We start from the raw sequence: 18085 nt of genomic DNA on the forward strand, positions 1-18085 counted from the left end.
TTTAGTTCAAAAAATGAATGACTGTTTCAGCAAATCGATCAGCTTCCTCATAATGTGGTGTATGGCCACTCTCTTCGAATGTGATACACTTCCCATTTTGAGCATCTTTATTAAATGTTTCAATTTGTTTTTCACACGTTACTGCATCATGTTTTCCTACAATTAATAACATTGGATTTTGTACATCTTTTATTTTTGGTAAAAATGAAGTATGAAATGCTCCTTCTAATTTTAATCTATCAAAATGAATTTGAGAGCGATTTGAAAATACTTCCCACTCTTCATCACTATATAAACGATCGTCTGTCACATCTTCCTTATAATTGTAAATCTCCATTCTTTTTTCTTCTAATTTATCACTTAGTCTTATATAAGCTTCTAGCAACTCTTCTGAACTAGCATTGCTAGAAGAATAAGCAAGGGACTCTTCTGCTACTTCTTCTTTTCCATATTTTTTTAATAAATGCCCTGTCTTTTGTAACAAAGCTTTACTTGTTAATGCAAAATCAAAAGTTGGCCCTTCAAATATTATTCTCTGTATTGAACTTGGATATATCGACGCATATAACAATGCTACATATCCACCGAAAGAATGTCCAATTACAGACCACTTCTCAATGTGTAATACTTTTTTTAGTTCCTCACAGTCTTCAATCAAATCATTTAATCCAAAAGCTTCGTCCTCAGTAATTTCTTCTGAGCGACAAACACCTCTTTGATCAATCATAATTACATATAAAGAATCTTTTAAACGTTCCGCTTGATGAAATGAAAAATCATAGCAACTTTCTCCCGGTCCACCATGCAAGAATAAGACTGGTTTATCTTTAGGATTTCCATGCGTTTCAACGTATAGCTTTTTCCCTCTAATATTCATGTATTTCCCTGCTTCTATCAAATTCGCCTTTATAATCATCACCTCATTTTTTTACTGAATATTATAACATTTGACATTAAATAATTCCTATTACATTTAAAAAGACGATGATTATTGCAAGTGGCGCTACAAATCGAAGTAAAAACGCCCAACAAGTAAATACTTTCTTTCCATAATTTCCACCTACAAAAAACTCTGCTTCTTGCACCTTTTTTTCCATTTTGAATGAAACGAAAATACTAATAAATAGCGCTCCGAGTGGCATTAATATATTACTAGATAAAAAGTCTACTGCATCAAAAATATTTTTTCCAAAAATCGTAATATCACTCCATACTCCAAATGATAGTGCGGATGGTATACCCACTAAGAAAATGCTGAAACCGATCATCCATGATAATTTCGTTCTTCTTTCTTGTTCACCATTTGCTAATGCTGAAACAACTGTCTCTAATAGAGAAAATGCTGATGTTAATGTCGCAAATGTAAATAGTGCGAGAAATACTGTTAAGAAAAACCCACCGAATGGAATTTGACTAAATACTGATGGTAATACGATAAATAGTAATCCAGGCCCTTCTGTTGGCTCCATTCCTAATGAAAATACGGCCGGAAAAATAGCAAGACCTGCAAATAGTGAAACAAATAAATTCAATCCAACAATTGTTATTGCTGATTTTGGTAAACTTTCTTTTTTATTTAAATACGAACTATACGTAACCATAATCGAAATTCCTATGCTAATCGCAAAGAATGATTGGCCCATTGCGAACAAAATACTTTCTGAAGTAATCTTTGAGAAATCTGGTTGTAAGAAAAACTTCACACCTTGCATTGCATTATCAAGTGTTAACGAGCGAATAATAAGAGCGACAAATAAAACGAACAATGCTGGTAGCATATATTTACTTGCTTTTTCAATTCCATTTTGTACACCCTTTGATACAACCCAAATCGTAATGAACATAAAAGCAAAATGCCCCATAATCGCCCAAGCGGGATTTCCAATTGTTTCAGTAAATAACGAACCGTAATTTTGTCCCGGAGTTATAAGTTGTCCAGTTACTCCTCTGAATAAATAAATTAGTACCCATCCACCTACAACACTATAAAATGAAAGTAATATAAAACAAGTCCCAACCCCAAGACGTCCAATCCAATGCCATCCTGAATTTGGTGCGATACTTTTAAATGCTCCAACTGCTTGTTTCTGTGTACTGCGTCCAATCATAAATTCAGCTATAAGTAGTGGTAGTCCAATTAATACAGTAAATAATATAAAGATTAAAAAGAATGCTCCTCCCCCGCTCTTCCCGGCGATATAAGGAAACTTCCATATTGCACCTAGTCCAATTGCTGATCCTGCTGCAGCCATTATAAAACCTAATTTCGAAGTCCATTGCTCCGTCTGTTTCATCTTATTTTCCTCCTAATTAAATCATTTTATATAAATAATTAAATTTTATAAACCAATCCAAATAAACCCTCCATTTCTTTTTCTATAAAATAAAAAATGGCTCAGCATCTCTTTATATAAAGAGACGCTAAGCCATTTACTTAACGCGGTACCACCCTTATTGATTCCATTATGAATCCACCTTAGTAGTAATCGTTTGATTACAAACCTAATATCGAAGGTTAACCGTTAAGATTTACTAAGAATGTGATTCCGTTCCACCTTACTGCTCCTAGGCGAGTTCAGGATGTCATTTGACTATGTCACACCAACCCATAGCTCTCTGTACAAATATACGACCTTACTACTCCTATTCAACACATTTTAATATTTAGAATATATTTTCTTTTGAAATTAATATGAAGTATATCTGTTATATTTGTAACTGTCAAGGGATATATTAAAATTTGATGAGAAAGTGCGGAATTATATTAACGAAGAAATAAAAATCCGTTGTAATATGAAATAGTACAACGGATACATTTCCTCCCCCTATTATTAAGGGATAAGTCTTGTACAGTCCCTTGGAAAAGCACTCGCCTCTCGTACATTTGTTAATTCTAATAGTTTGTATACAACTCTCTCTAATCCAATTCCAAAACCGCCATGCGGAGGACAACCATATCGGAATGTATTTAAATAAGATTGAAATGTATGTGGATGTAATCCTTTTTCTTTAAAAGAGGCAAGTAACATATCATAATGATGAATTCGCTGTGCCCCTGATGTTATTTCTAATCCTTTATATAGTAAGTCGAACGAATCAGTAATTGCTGAATTCTCGTTATTCGGCATCGTATACATCGGTCTCGCTTCTTTCGGATAATGTGTAATGAAAACAAATTCACTATTATATGTTTCCTTCACATATTTCCCTAGTAACTTTTCACCTTCTGTATCTAAATCCCCAATTGGAGACTCTTTCCGGTACTTACTTTTCAAAATTTCTTGCGCCTCTAACAATGTGATTTTCGGTATTTCAGTAATGTCAGGTACTTCTATTTGTAATAGTTGTAGTTCTTTTTCACAGTTTTTTGCTACTTGTTGAAACATATATCGTAAAACATCCGTTTCTAATTGCATCACTTCATGAAAATCACGAATAAACCCAAGCTCTACATCTAATGATATATATTCATTTAAATGACGAGAAGAATTATGATGTTCCGCTCTGTAAACAGGTGCAACTTCAAAAACACGTTCTAACCCTCCAGCTACCATCATTTGTTTATAAAACTGTGGTGATTGCGCTAAATAAGCTTCTTTTTGGAAGTATGGAAGCTTAAAAACATTCGCTCCTCCTTCTGCCCCTTGCGAAACAATTTTCGGAGTAAATATACGTGTGAAATCGTTTCCTATAAGAAATTCACTAAAACTCTGAACGAGCGTAGATTTCACTTTAAATATCGCCGCGGTTCTCTCATGCCTTAATGATAATACCCGCTCATTCAGTAGTTGATCTAAGCCAACTTGTAACTTCTTTTTATTTATTTCAAATGGAAGTTGTTCTGCGCCATTTAATATTTTCACTTCTTGAGCAAGCACTTCAACCCCTAATTCTGTTTTCGAAGTCTCCACAATTTCACCAACTACTTGCACGACACTTTCGACATCTACTTTATATCCAGCTAACTCGTTTTCTAATACACATTGAATTACTCCTGTTCTATCCCGTAATAATAAAAAACTAACATTACCTAGATGACGAATCTTTTTTACCCACCCTTGAAGTAATACAACCTTTCCGCTTTGCTCCGTACATTCTTTTGTGAGTGAACGCTTCATTATTGAATTCATTACATTTCCCTCCAGTAATTTTATATTTATTTACGTTATTGTTGTCATCGTCATCATCCACGGTCACTCACCTCCTTTCAAAGAATACAAAAATCCGCCCCTATAAATAGGGACGGATTTTTCCGCGGTACCACCCAAATTGTCATAATGACCATCTTAGCCCTGATAACGGTAGGTACCGTTTGCTTTTACTAATTATCACGTTCAAAGCAACACTCACAGGTGTCTTTCCATTATGCGGTATCGCAATCTTCCCAGCAACCGATTGCTCTCTGTAGACCTTTGCATCATGTACTTTTCCTGATCATCACTTTTTATATTTACAGAGTATTCTATCTCTTCACTTTATAAAATGCAAGTAATTTTTAAATATATTTAAATTTTTCACATCCAGTTTTGTACAATCTCCTCTAAAGCCATTCCACGTGAGCCTTTTAATAATACGACATCCTTTTTTGTTATAACTTTTAAGACTTCCTCTGCTATTTTGGCTTTATTATCAAATGACTGTACTTTTCCTGTATGATAGTTCTTTCTTGCTTCTTCCACTACAGTTTCAGCTAACTCCCCATACGTAAATACATATTGAATGCTCTCTTCATTTAACATTTTACCAATTTCTCTATGATATGTTTCAGCTTTCTTCCCTAACTCCAACATATCCCCAATCACTATAATTTTTTTCTCATAGGCATTTAATTTCACTAACGTCTCAATTGCAGCCTTCATGGAAGAAGGACTAGCATTCCATGCATCGTTAATAATGGTGAAACCTGTTTTAGCAGTTAGAAACTGAAAACGCATATTAGTAATATTTATTTGCTGCATCGATTCTTGTATTTTTTCCGTAGAGACATTATAAAATCGTCCTACAGCTATTCCAATGATCGCATTTAAAATATTATGCTTTCCATGTAAAGGAACATCATACTGCACTTTTGTTGAACCATTTAATTTAAAGTGAACACCATATTCATCTAATTGTACATTATTGGGATACAAATCGTTTGTGTCTTTTTCACCAAACGATTTACATTTTATATCTAGCATATTATTATTTCGGGAAAGCAATGGCTCATCACCATTATATAAAAACAGTCCATCGTCTTTTAATCCTTCTACAATTTCCAATTTAGCCTTCGCAATCTCTTCTCCAGATCCAAGCGTTTCTAAATGAGACTGTCCAATCATTGTAATGATTGCTACATCTGGCTGTGCTATTCGTGATAGATTTCGAATTTGTCCTTTTTCACTCATTCCCATTTCAAGTATTAAAAACTCTGTATCTTGTTTCACTTCTAAAATCGTTAGTGGTAAACCAATTTGACTGTTTAAATTACCCTTCGTTTTATGCACTCTATAAGTTGAACTTAAAACGCCTCCTATTATATCTTTCACTGTTGTCTTTCCATTACTACCTGTAATACCGATTACTTTTACATTTATCTCTCTTCGATAAAATTGTGCCAATTGTTGCAAAGCAAACAAAGTGTCATCTACAAATATAATTGGAATCCCTTTTGGCGGAGTACCGTAAGACTTTTTCCATAAGGAAGCGATAGCTCCATTATCCATTGCCTCTTTCACATACTCATGCCCATCTTTCACCCTAATGATTGGAACGAATAAATTTCCTTCTTTAATGTTTTTGGAATCTATACAGACACCATGTATTTCTATATGATAAAACGATTCTTTTAGTCCTTCTCCATTTACTACTTCTTCAAGTTTTTTCAAATTCATTTGAATCAAAGTATCACCTTATTTCCATTTAATTACATATTATCTATTTTAATTACGCATATTAATAAAAATTTTACAGCGAGGTGTTTATATGAAAAAAGCGATTAGTTTCTTTCTTCTTTTGTTATGCCTAATTGTAGTAAATGAAACGTACGCCTATTCACCAAAATCTTTACCAATCTCCCAAAACTCTGATCAATGGCAAGTGAATATTGATGAACCCAAAAAAATAAGCAAAAATATGCTTCAAGCTAAAAAAGATGAATTTCAAACCTATCAATTTTCAGTAAAAAATGTTGGAAACAGTGAAGTATATAACGTACAAGTCGAAGTCTTTCGTAATGAACCAAATACGAAAACAAAACACGAACTCTTTTCACGAAAAGAAAGTCGTCTCGCAAGCGGGAAAACCGGATTTAAACATGCTAATTTCCCTGTTTCTACAAAAGCAAATGAGGTTGATGTAATCATTACTTGGCAAGAACACCCTTTCCGCTCCATGAGAAACGGTCAAAAAGTTGAGTCTAGAAAATTTAAAGAGCATTTTGTTTTTAAAGACGAGAAAAAATAAACGGATGCGGATAAATTCACATTATCATCCATATAGCTTATTTTACTAGTACCAGTACTTAAGCAAATGTAAAAAGTCGTGGCTTATAAAATGCCACGACTTTTTATATTAATTCGTACTAATTCCTCTCGCTGTCCAAATACGATCGATATCAGCAGCATGTTGTCCGCCATATAAAAGAGCATCCGCTTGCTTAATCGCTTTTGCACCATCACTGAATTTAGAGTTAGGTGTTAATGACCAATGTGATTGTAAAATAATTTTCGTTGCTACATCACGGCCAAAAGCTTGTGCCATTTCGTATTGGCCTTGTGCCCAAATTTCCCCATCATCGTGTACTTCATTCGTTATATCTCTTGGATACACTTTATTCGTATCTAATCGGCGTAAGCACGTTGGATCTGAACTAGAATAAGCAGTCGCATCCCATTCTCCAACACATGCTTTTCCATATCCTGTAGTCGATACTGCATCTTCATACGTAGCACCTAAGAAGTCGCCAAATCCTTCTCCCATCGCTCCGCCTTCTGCTGAACTACCAAAGCCAGGAACTTGGTTATCTTGAATCGAATGCCCGTATTCATGTGCGATAATACCAGCATCTTCTGCATCATCTACTCCGCCAGTACCGAAAGTTAAAGCTTTCGTTGACGGTGAATAGAATGAGTTATCAGCTGTCGTTCCATTCACATTTACTTTGATGGAACGATTATTAATATTTTTAAACCCTAGACTTTGAATGTAACGTTGCAATGTGTCGATATGATAATACGACATCACATCTTCAAAGCTATCATTTGCACGTGTATAGTTAAATTGTAAGTTTGTAGATTTCGTTTTTGCTTTTGAAGAAATCGTTACATACTCTCCAATTAAAAACCCTGTCCCATCTAAACCTTTTAACGTAACAGTTTTCAATTGATTCGTTAGTGCTGTTGAATCCGCATCATTATTATCTTTTACTCCTGTTTTACTACCACTAGATACGACCGGATTAGGTAAAAATACTTTTCCTGACCCTTCAGCTTTTCGGTTTATATCAACCTTTTTAATTAATTTTCCATTTTCTGCGTCAATAAATGTTTCCCATGCACCAAATGGATTATTAGAATGGACTACCACTTTATATACTGGACGAGCAATTCCCTCTTCAACAATATATCCGAATTCTTTCTCTGTAGGAGCCCATAAGTTTTGCTCACTTGCTTCTCCAACATACGCCATTGATTTTTGTATTGCATCTTTTTCACTAATTTTTGTCGTTACTTCCTTCACACCTTTGACCGATTGATAATCAGAAACAGCAAGTACTCCCTTTCCCTCTCCGTTAAGAGTAACTGTAATTTGTTTTGAAAATACAGGTGCACCATTCACAACTTGTTGGAACCTAACATATGAAGCTACTGACGTTTCTGTTGTAGAAATATATTGCAAGTCTGAAAGGTCTGTTTTCAATCCATACTGCGCAGCATTTTCTTTTAAATATTCAGTTGCTTTTTTCTGTGGCGAATAAGCCTCTAGCTTTACTTGCTGCTGTTTTTCCAATGCCGAAACCGTAGAAATTGTCCCCATTACTAACGGTACTGTCATTGCCATTGCCACCATTTTTTTATTAAACATAGAACCACTCCCCCTAATAAAGTAGCTCAACCTTATCCCATTACCACTAGGCAATCATTCCCCACAAAATGGGGGGATAAAAATTGAATCTACGAGTAATTCTCTCTAAACAATTCTATTACCTTTCCATTTAGGGTGAGTGAAATTTTCTCAATATTTATGTGTAAAGTAAAAACAATACTTTAGAAATAAATTTCTTAATTCATTCCTTACCCATGAAATTTTTCATATGACTGTGAAAAAAATAGGTTGTTTTTTACCTAACGGTAGGTTGAAAAAACCGATTATGAATGATACAATTTAAATAACCTTTTTTTAGGAGGATCGATTATGAGTAAAAGTGAAGAAACACTCTCTTCAATAATGGAAGCAAGTTATCGCCTTTTTGCAAAGTATGGTATTGCTAAAACAACTTATACGATGATTGCTGAGGAAGTTGGTATCGCAAAACCCTCTATATATTACTACTTTAAATCTAAAGATGCCTTAATTGAATGTATGTTTACTGAATTATGTAAAGCTATGCAGTTCTCTTTGTATTTTCATACGGAAGAGTTTACGAAAACAAATTTTATTGAAAAATGTATTGCAATTGGCCTTAAAATAATTGATGAACAGCGAAACGACCCTTATTTTAATCGTGTGTTGCAAGAATATGTATTACTATCTTCAAGAAACAATATGTACAAAGATCGATTACTTACTGTGCAAACAGAATATTTAAACGGCTTTGAAGTACTCCTAATAAAAGCAAATGAACTTCAATTAATTGAAAAAGAAAATCTAATTTCAAAAGCTCATATGTTAGCACTAGTGCTTGATAATATCGGGAATTTTATGATGATTGATGTAAATATAGATTATAAACAAATTTGGATTGAAGCTATAAATAGCATTTTTGAAAGAAGGGATTGAAGTGAATACAAAAAAGCGCATTATCGGCTTAGATTTTGCTAGAGCTTGGGCGATGTTTGGTATGTTACTTGTTAATTTCATGGTGATAACGGGTGCAGAAGGAAATGGTCCTCCATTTTTAATAACCTTCATGTCACTTTTTGAAGGTAGAGCTTCTGCCTTGTTTGTTATACTTGCAGGCATCGGTATAACTTTAATGACTAGGTCAGCTGTTGCTAGCAATGAAAAAATAAAAATTTCTAATAGCCGAAAGATCATATGGAAACGGTCACTATTCTTATTTATTTTAGGATTACTACTCTATATAATGGAGTGGACTGGGGATATATTACACTACTACGGTGTTTATCTTTTCGTCGCTGCATTCCTCATTACAGTACGTAAAAAACTATTACTTTTTCTTTCTATCATTATTTTATTAATCGCACAATATCTTCAGCTTACTTTCAATCCCTTCGAAGGCTGGGAAGGTCCAACTCCATTTATAAACTATGTAGACTTCTGGACAATACAAGGTTTTCTTCGCAATTTATTCTTTAATGGTTATCACCCTATTTTCCCTTGGTTTTCGTTCTTCTTAATCGGTATGATAATTGGCAGGCTAGATCTTCATAATAAAAAAATTAGAAAAGGATTACTCTTACTCGGTATTACAACCACAATACTGACAGAAATTTTATCAAAAGGGCTTACATACTTCTTTATTCCATACATCGGCAAAGAGGCAGCCACATTTTTGTTTAATACAGGACCCATCTTACCAAATGTATTATATATTTTATCTGCTACAGGATCCGCTATTGCTACATTAATCATTTGCCTCTATATTGCTGAAAAATATGAAATGAATTGGTTTGTTACTTCTATTATACAAACAGGCCAATTAACATTAACTCATTATGTAAGTCATGTATTTATCGGTATCGGGACATTAATTCTATTAAATAGAATGGAACATCAATCATTACTATTCGTTTTATTATTTGCTATTGCATTTTTCAGTTTCAGCATTTTAATTAGTGTTTTATGGAGAAAGAAATTTTCTAGAGGTCCTATCGAATGGATTATGAGGAAATTAGCCGGATAAATTCACATCATACAAAAAGGAAGTTGGAATCAATCCAACTTCCTTTTTCTTTAATGAGCTGCGCTTAATTTAATTCGGACTTTTGTCTCGCCTAAAGAAAGTTCATCATCTGCATTCGTTAAATGATCAAATGTAAATTGTTTAACGAGTAAGTTTTCTTCCAATAAATCTTTATGATTCGTTAACGTTCGCTGTAGTTCTTCCTCAGTATCAAGAATAACATCAACTCGTAAATTAACTGGTAAATTCAACTGCTTGCGATATTCTTGAACAGCGCGAATGAATTCACGCGCTACTCCTTCTTGTAACAATCCTTCCGTTACATTCGTATCTAACATAACTGTATATTTTCCGTTAGTTGTATTAGAGAATCCTGATTTCGCAAATTTCTCTACTAATACATCTTCAGCTGTTACAACTACTTCTTCTCCTGGTGCTACTTCGTAAACTGCTCTTTCCGTAGATACAAAGTTTTGCACTTCTTCTTGTGATAATTGTTTTAGCCAGCCATTTACTGCATTCACATTTTTTCCAAACTTCGGCCCAGCTGTTTTAAAATTCAACTTCAATTGATATGACGTGTATTTCGTTTCATCGAGTTCAACATGGAACGCCTTCACATTTAACTCATCCATAACGATATCACGATAAGATTCCCAATCCATATCATTTTCATTATGCTCAAGTAATACAAGTTCCGCTAACGGCTGTTTTACTTTTAAAGAATGCTGATTACGGTTACTTCTTCCAAGTTCAACAACTTGTAAAACTGCATCCATTTCTGCTTCTAATTTCGGCTGAAGTAGTGATTCATTTACAACTGGATAATCCTCTAAATGAACGCTACTTCCAGTTAAATTTAAATGAATATCTTCAGCGACAAACGGTGTAAATGGTGCAATCAATTTACTAATTGTCACAAGCACTTCATGAAGTGTCTCATACGCAGCTGCTTTTTCAGCATTCATACCAGATTCCCAGAAACGATTACGTGATCGCCTTACGTACCAGTTACTTACTTCATCTACAAGCGCCGCGATTTCACGAGCTGCATTCGTAAATTGATAATCATCAAGTGCTGTTCTTACTTTTTTCGTTGTGCTATGCAGCCTTGATAATACCCATTCATCCAATTTCGTCCGCTTTACATCATATGTTTCATTCGGTTTATACTCATCTAAATTTGCATATAAAACGTAGAAACTATACACATTGACTAATGTATCTATAAATTTAGATTTTGCTTCCAGTACTGTTCTTTCAGAAAAACGCTTCGCATTCCACGGAGCACTGTCAACGAGTAGCGCCCATCTTAAAGCATCTGCACCAAACTGATTTACTAAATCAACTGGATCTAGTGCATTCCCTTTACTTTTAGACATCTTCTGTCCTTCTTCATCTAGAACATGCCCTAGTGATAACACTCGTTTATAAGGCACTTTTCCTGTGTATAGTGCTGATACTGCTAATAAACTATAAAACCATCCGCGTGTTTGATCAATTCCTTCTGCAATAACATCCGCTGGAAACTGTTCTTCAAATAACTCTTTATTTTCAAATGGATAATGATATTGCGCAAACGGCATGGAACCACTATCAAACCAAACATCAATCACTTCTGGTGTACGATTCATTGTACTTCCGCATTTTTCGCAACAAACTTGCACTTCATCTACATACGGCTTATGCAATTCTAAATCTTCAGGTGTTTCTTTCGTACTATGCTTTCTTAAATCAGCAATGCTTTTCGGTGCGAATTGATGATCACAACTTTCACATTCCCATACATTTAATGGTGTTCCCCAATATCTATTTCGGCTAATGTTCCAGTCCACCATGTTTTCTAAAAACTTACCAAAGCGTCCATGTTTCATATGATCTGGATACCAAGTAACAGAATCGTTATTTTGTAAAAATGTATCCTTAATTGCAGTTGTTCGGATTAACCAACTCTCTCCTGCATAATAAAGGAGTGGTGAATCACAGCGCCAGCAATGTGGGTAGCTATGCTCATACTTTTCTTTATGATATAGTAAACCTTCCTTCGCTAAATAACGAACGATATCCACATCACAATCTTTTACAAATTTCCCTTTTAAAAATGGTACTGCTTCTGTATACTCACCTTTTTCATCTACAACATGTAAGAATGACAATCCTTCACTTTGAACGACTCTATAATCGTCCTCCCCATATGCTGGAGCAATATGAACGAGTCCTGTACCACTATCTGCCGTTACGAAATCTGCCGCGATAACGTGGTAGCCATTTGTAACTTCTTTCATTGGAAATGGTGCTGTATAAGATGTATTTACTAATTCTTCTCCTTTATGAACAGATAGTACTTCATAGTTTTCTTTTAATACATCTTGTACACGTTCTTTCGCAACAATGTATACATGACCTTCTTGTTTCGCTTTCACGTATTCCAAATTTGGATGTACAGCGAGCGCAACATTTGCCGGAAGTGTCCAAGGTGTTGTTGTCCAACCTAGGAAATATTCATTTTCACTATCTTTCACTTTAAATTTAACTGTTGCACTTAAATCTTTTACTGTTTTATACCCTTGTGCAACTTCGTGTGAACTAAGAGATGTTTGACAGCTTGGGCAATATGGAGAAACTCTGTGCCCTTTATACAATAGTCCTTTTTCATGAATCGTCCCTAAAATATGCCATACACTTTCGATATATGGATTCTCTAACGTAACGTATGGATCATCCATATCTACCCAATAACCGATGCTTTCAGTGAATTCACGCCACTGCTTCTCATATGTGAATATACTCTCTTTACACTTTTGAATAAACGGTTCAATGCCATACTCTTCGATTTCATGTTTACCTGAAATACCGAGTTGTTTCTCAACACCTAATTCTACAGGTAAACCGTGTGTATCCCATCCCGCTTTTCTTAAAACTTTATAACCAGCCATCGTTTTATATCTTGCTACTACATCTTTAATTGTCCGTCCAAGTGCATGCCCGACGTGTGGTAAACCGTTCGCCGTTGGTGGTCCTTCATAAAATACGAAAGACTGTGCGCCTTCTCGATTCTGAATTGATTGCTCGAAAATACTTTGCTCGTTCCACTGCTTACGAATACGTGTTTCTCTCCCTACAGCTGACTCTTTTACATCTACTTTTTTCATGTACAATCACTCCTTTGAATTTTTTAAAAAAGCACACAAAAAACCCGTCCCTATAAAGTAGGGACGGGCTTACCCGCGATACCACCCTAATTCTATTAGCTCTTCACTAATAGCACTTAGCAACGTACTATCATACGTGTTCTTTGTAACGGTAGACACCCGTCCGGGCTTACTTATTTCAGCCTCGGCTCCTCGGAGATGATTTTCAAATAACGTCTGCACACCGGTTTTCAGCAACATACCGGCTCTCTGGGGAACAGTTCATTATTTTACTCTTTCTCGTCTTCAGATTTGTATACTTTGTTAAAAGCTATTCTATGCCATTGGGCAATGAATTGTCAACTAATTCGAAATATATTTTTATTTATACCCTTTTTCGCTTTTCTTATACAATTACTTTTCAAATTCTCGCAATGCTGCTAAATTTTCTTTATCCTCGATAAGTTCAGCAAAAAATCCCGACTCATCCTCACGAAGGACAATTTCAAGTTCTTCCTTCGCCTCTTCATTTCTGTTTAACCGCGCTAAATAACAAGCACGATCATATCTTGCTAACAAATCACTCGCATCAATTATTAATACTTCATTTGTTATTTTTTCTGCCTTTAGTGTTTGGCCGGAACCATGATATGAAGATGCTAAAGAAAGAAGAATTGCTGTTTCATTTGGATGATGTATAGAAGCATTTTCTAACACATGAATTGCCTCTTCAAACCTTTCTTGACTTTGATATATTTCTCCTAAAGCAAGGAACGCTCTACTTACAAACGGTGTTTGCTCCGTTAATTGTAAGGTAATCTTCTCTGCTTTTCTTTCTTCACCTATTTTAAAGAATACTTGTGCTTGTAAAAGAAGTGTATCATAATCATCTGGTAACTCTCGAACCATCTGCTTCGTTAATTCCGAAGCATCCCGTAACATATCTTCTTCCTCACACGCTATGAAAAGATTTACAAGTTGCTTCGCTACATCATAATCCCATTTACTTTCTAACGATGTTTGCAATACGTCTATCGCCTCTTTATACATCGTCACATTCTCGTAAAATAGTGCAAATCGCTGCGCTGCCATACTATTTTTCGGATTTAACTTTAACGAAAGTTCATATAAATCAATGATTGTAGTAATAATCGAAATTTCTTTTGCACGGTTTTTCATATGATAAAAAGCTCTCGTAATTATGGATTTCTTCGGCTGTTCCTTTTGTTGACGTTCAATCCATCTTTCCGTAACTGCAGATGCAGCATACATAAATGCCATACTTCTTTCTGCCTTTTTCACTTTTAATGTATGAAGAAAATCTCGTATGTTAGACAATTTCTTATGTTGCTCTATCGCTTTTACATATACATCAAATATACGTTCATTATTTACATCTTTTTGTATCACTTTCATTGCAATTTCAATTGCTTTTGCATTTCTTTTTTTCACTAACACTTTTGCATAATGATTTAGAACTTCTGTATGCTCACCATCTAATTGTAGCGCCTCTTCAATCCATGCCTGTTCTTTATCTATTTCATCCATTGCTCCATACACATATGCGATCGCATCTAATCGCCATATTTCAGGTACTTCGTCCGCTAATTGTTCTAGTTCAGTCAACAATTCTTCCTGAAGATTCATTTCTACTGAAATCTGTGCCAAATATTCCATATTAATATGCAACGGCTCTTCTTTCATCGCCTGAACCATATGACTTTGTTCTTTAGAACGGTTTTCTTCTTTTTCGTATATTTCCGCAAGCTGTAAATGTACACCGACGAAATTCCCATCAAGCTCTAAACAAGTTTCATACGCTTGCTTTGCTTCTGTCAATTGCCCTAATGCCATAAGTGTTTCACCAATTCGGTAATAAGGTAATGCCGTTTCCTTTTGTTCTATTGCCTTATTATATCTTTTCATTGCTTGTCCGTACTGTCCAATAGATTCATATAAAATACCTGTATAACAACCGTATTCACTTACTTCATTTCTTTCTTTGTGTAAAGTTCTTAAGAATGCTATACCTCTTTGTACAAATACCGTTCCTTTAATTCGGTTCACATATTCATCTAACGCACTTGCTACATTGTATTCACTCTGCTTTATACCACTCTCTAACTTAGACAATGCTACTTTAAACCCTTCTTCATTTCCACCAAGTTCAACCTCAGCATCCCATAAAACCATTCCCGCATTCATAAGAAAATCTTGGCTCTTTTCAATTTGTTTTTCAATACCGAGAATATATTCTTTTGCTTCCTTGTATTGTTCTTTCGCCATATAAACTTGCGTAAGTCCGAAGTGAGAATAAACGTCATCATGATTTTCTTCTAAAGCACGCTTATACAATGTTTCTGCTTCTTCCAGACTATCATTTTGAAAATGATAGTCACCCAATTTTACGTATAGAGGTGCTTTATCGTCACAATTCTCAATACCCTTTAATAAAATTTCTTTCGTACTTTCCTCATCCTCCAAATCAGATTCGTATATTTCCGAAAGTTTCGTATAAATGTAAGATGCATTACTATCCAAATGAATCGCTATTTTAAGCCCTTTTACCGCTAAATATAATTTCCCTAAATGATGCGCACATCTCGCTCGCTCATACCATACATGTGCCTCATTTTTATACTCTCTTAACAAATCATTAAAGATTTCATACGCTTCTTCATATCTTTCTAAATCTATCAATATTAACCCGTGATTCGTTAAAGTGAATCTTTCAGGACTACGCTCTAAAGCTACTTGAGAAAACTGCAACGCCTTTTCCAATTGATCGATATACATATATGATAAAGCGAGAAAACTCCAAGCAATCGGCTGATCTGCGTCTAATTGTAAGGAGTAACGAAAACTGGAAATCGCCTCTATATAACTTTCCTGTTCAAAAGCATATCTTCCGTTTATTAAATGATATAAAGCACGATTATTTTTCTTCTCAACACTCGCGAGCATTTGCCCAGCTTTTTCTAATTCTTGAAGGCGAATAAAACACTGCGCACCATGCAATTTAACAAAATCTGAGTTCGGAAACCTCTCCGTTAACTTTTCAATACAAGATAAAATAAACTCGTTATCTACTTCCACATCTAAATGCTTAACCGTATATAGCCACGTATTCGGATTATCACTCGTCTCTTTTAAAAATTGTATTAAGTTATGAATCCCCTCTTTATCATGTTCATCTAAATGATCCGTAAGAGAAAAAACAGATTTAAAATAATGATTCTCTTCTTCATTTAAAAATGATAGTTTTTCCTTCTTTTCTTTCGGAACAAACGTAATCGCTAAACAGCCTGTATAACGATATTTTTCTTGTAGCTTACTATATTCCACAATAACTGGTTCTATAAAGTTCGGGTCTTGAACATAAAAAGCTTGTAACGTATCATCATATCCAGATAATACTTGCACATGTGAAGCATGCTCAATGTCTATACTTAATAAAACAGGAATCCCTTCATCCAGTAGTCTCTTATAATTTTCCTCATTCCCTTTAAAATAACGATATTCATAACCTAATTCTTCTAAATAAGAAACAGTATCTGAAAACTTCGATCCTGTCATATCAAAAATAAACTCTGCTATTTCATCTTGCGTACGTTTTTCTCCCCATAACTGCAACATCATTTCTAAACTTGTCGGAACACAGTAATTATCCTTTTGTACAATTGGAACTATCGGTAAATGAACCTTTTTTCCATCTGGATTTTTTTCTAAATTATGATATAAAGACTCTTTTAAACTTTTTTCTTCTTTTAATAACTGTTGTAAATCTATAAGTTTATTCATTTTGTAAAGTGCTTCTGCATGTAAATGTACAAAATAAGTTTTATACGCATGATAAGGAAGCTGATTGTTTATGTTATCTATTACCGCTAACATCTCCTCATACTTCTCTAAATCTAATAAATATTTTACCTTTTCAAAATGAAAATATGGTACTTGCGGGAACTTTACAATTGCATCATCGATTAGCTGTAATGCACGTTTTTGTTCTCCTTGATTCGCATATAACTGTGATAATAAATAGGTCGATAACTCTTCACAATCTTTATGCTGCATGCCAGCTATAAATTGTTCTTCTGCTTTCTCCCATTCACCTGTATGCATATAGACGTAGCCCCATTTATCAAATACGGCACGTGCACTGTACTCCTCTGCCTTTTGCATATAGATTAGTGCTTCTTCATTTCGTTTCATTTCCAACAGACATCGTACTAACGTAAAATACGTTTTCGCTAAAAGATCAGCTTCTATTTCTTCTTTATTTACCTCTTCTAATGATTCTTTTAACAACTGTTCTACTTCAAGTATTTTCCGCTCATCAATTAACTCATCACAATATAAAGAGAGCGTTCTCATATTTGGGAATTTTTTGTAGGCGTAGCGAATGAGGAATGAACTGTATTGGTGCATAAGCCCTTCATCAGTAAGGCGAATTAATATATCAAACTCCTCATGTGAAGAAATATTAGCAAGCCACTTTTTCACATAAGATAAAGTATTCGTTTCTTTTATATATGAAATTTCTTTATTTATTTCCTGTAATCCATCTACAAATCTCTTGTCTTTCAAACAAGCATCTAACTGCTTAAAATCTAGCATGTATTCACCTCGAATATTTATTTGTACTGCTACTTGCTTAGATTCTACACATCATATAGTATGTATTCAACTAAAATCTCCTATAATGGATAGTATTATTTAATATTATTCGAATTTATAACAAAATATAGTAAAAATGATTGTTTTTCTCCATATTTTATTTAATTATATGGAATAACGTAACATGTGGATCTTATCTTTCGAAAGTTAAAATCAGTACATGAAATTATATCGGCGATAATTCAAATATATCAGCGATTTCCAAAATAAA

The 18085-nt window shown here is 34.5% G+C and carries 10 protein-coding genes and 3 other annotated features; of the genes, 3 read left to right on the top strand and 7 right to left on the bottom strand.

What is annotated here, in order from left to right; translation table 11 throughout:
• Position 1: 1 nt before the first annotated feature.
• The 4 genes from QCI44_RS17320 to QCI44_RS17335 form a co-directional block, all read right to left on the bottom strand.
• Positions 2 to 916, bottom strand: a complete 915-nt coding sequence (locus tag QCI44_RS17320; RefSeq protein WP_080118001.1) for an alpha/beta fold hydrolase — start codon at positions 914 to 916, stop codon at positions 2 to 4.
• Positions 917 to 953: 37 nt separating this feature from the next.
• A complete protein-coding gene (locus QCI44_RS17325; RefSeq protein ID WP_016134363.1) occupies positions 954 to 2294 on the bottom strand; it encodes a sodium-dependent transporter in 1341 nt (446 codons plus the stop codon).
• A 117-nt stretch (positions 2295 to 2411) separates the two neighbouring features.
• Positions 2412 to 2660, bottom strand: a binding site (T-box leader).
• Positions 2661 to 2831: 171 nt separating this feature from the next.
• On the bottom strand, positions 2832 to 4130 hold the full coding sequence (gene aspS, locus QCI44_RS17330; RefSeq protein ID WP_016134362.1) for an aspartate--tRNA(Asn) ligase: 1299 nt from the start codon (positions 4128 to 4130) through the stop codon (positions 2832 to 2834).
• A gap of 105 nt (positions 4131 to 4235) precedes the next feature.
• Positions 4236 to 4447 (bottom strand) — a binding site (T-box leader).
• 67 nt (positions 4448 to 4514) lie between these two features.
• Positions 4515 to 5882 (bottom strand): UDP-N-acetylmuramoyl-tripeptide--D-alanyl-D-alanine ligase, encoded by a 1368-nt coding sequence (locus QCI44_RS17335; RefSeq protein ID WP_016134361.1) that lies wholly within the window; start codon positions 5880 to 5882, stop codon positions 4515 to 4517.
• A gap of 82 nt (positions 5883 to 5964) precedes the next feature.
• Between QCI44_RS17335 and QCI44_RS17340 the strand changes: the two genes are divergently transcribed.
• Positions 5965 to 6444, top strand: a complete 480-nt coding sequence (locus QCI44_RS17340) for a hypothetical protein (protein ID WP_016134360.1) — start codon at positions 5965 to 5967, stop codon at positions 6442 to 6444.
• 108 nt (positions 6445 to 6552) lie between these two features.
• Here the strand turns inward: QCI44_RS17340 and QCI44_RS17345 are convergent, their stop codons facing one another.
• Positions 6553 to 8064, bottom strand: coding sequence for a M36 family metallopeptidase (locus tag QCI44_RS17345; RefSeq protein ID WP_353811349.1), 1512 nt, complete (start codon positions 8062 to 8064; stop codon positions 6553 to 6555).
• Positions 8065 to 8394: 330 nt separating this feature from the next.
• Between QCI44_RS17345 and QCI44_RS17350 the strand changes: the two genes are divergently transcribed.
• The gene (locus tag QCI44_RS17350; RefSeq protein WP_016134358.1) at positions 8395 to 8979 is read left to right on the top strand and encodes a TetR/AcrR family transcriptional regulator; all 585 of its coding nucleotides are present in this window, start codon (positions 8395 to 8397) and stop codon (positions 8977 to 8979) included.
• A gap of 1 nt (position 8980) precedes the next feature.
• Entirely contained in the window at positions 8981 to 10066 is a 1086-nt protein-coding gene (locus QCI44_RS17355; RefSeq protein ID WP_016134357.1) for a DUF418 domain-containing protein, read from the top strand.
• 50 nt (positions 10067 to 10116) lie between these two features.
• Here the strand turns inward: QCI44_RS17355 and ileS are convergent, their stop codons facing one another.
• Entirely contained in the window at positions 10117 to 13218 is a 3102-nt protein-coding gene (ileS, locus tag QCI44_RS17360; protein ID WP_353811350.1) for an isoleucine--tRNA ligase, read from the bottom strand.
• A 56-nt stretch (positions 13219 to 13274) separates the two neighbouring features.
• Positions 13275 to 13513: a binding site (T-box leader), on the bottom strand.
• Positions 13514 to 13611: 98 nt separating this feature from the next.
• The gene (locus QCI44_RS17365; RefSeq protein ID WP_016134355.1) at positions 13612 to 17814 is read right to left on the bottom strand and encodes a bacteriocin-processing peptidase family protein; all 4203 of its coding nucleotides are present in this window, start codon (positions 17812 to 17814) and stop codon (positions 13612 to 13614) included.
• Positions 17815 to 18085 lie beyond the last annotated feature (271 nt).

It is taken from the genome of Bacillus cereus group sp. RP37, assembly GCF_040459695.1.
In the GTDB taxonomy this organism is placed as follows: Bacteria; Bacillota; Bacilli; order Bacillales; family Bacillaceae_G; genus Bacillus_A.

Excerpts from the sequence above, each read along its gene's own strand:
- QCI44_RS17320 (WP_080118001.1), bottom strand. The coding sequence starts at position 916 with ATGATTATAAAGGCGAATTTGATAGAAGCAGGGAAATACATGAATATT.
- QCI44_RS17325 (WP_016134363.1), bottom strand. The coding sequence starts at position 2,294 with ATGAAACAGACGGAGCAATGGACTTCGAAATTAGGTTTTATAATGGCT.
- aspS (WP_016134362.1), bottom strand. The coding sequence starts at position 4,130 with ATGAATTCAATAATGAAGCGTTCACTCACAAAAGAATGTACGGAGCAA.
- QCI44_RS17340 (WP_016134360.1), top strand. The coding sequence starts at position 5,965 with ATGAAAAAAGCGATTAGTTTCTTTCTTCTTTTGTTATGCCTAATTGTA.
- QCI44_RS17345 (WP_353811349.1), bottom strand. The coding sequence starts at position 8,064 with ATGTTTAATAAAAAAATGGTGGCAATGGCAATGACAGTACCGTTAGTA.
- QCI44_RS17350 (WP_016134358.1), top strand. The coding sequence starts at position 8,395 with ATGAGTAAAAGTGAAGAAACACTCTCTTCAATAATGGAAGCAAGTTAT.
- ileS (WP_353811350.1), bottom strand. The coding sequence starts at position 13,218 with ATGAAAAAAGTAGATGTAAAAGAGTCAGCTGTAGGGAGAGAAACACGT.
- QCI44_RS17365 (WP_016134355.1), bottom strand. The coding sequence starts at position 17,814 with ATGCTAGATTTTAAGCAGTTAGATGCTTGTTTGAAAGACAAGAGATTT.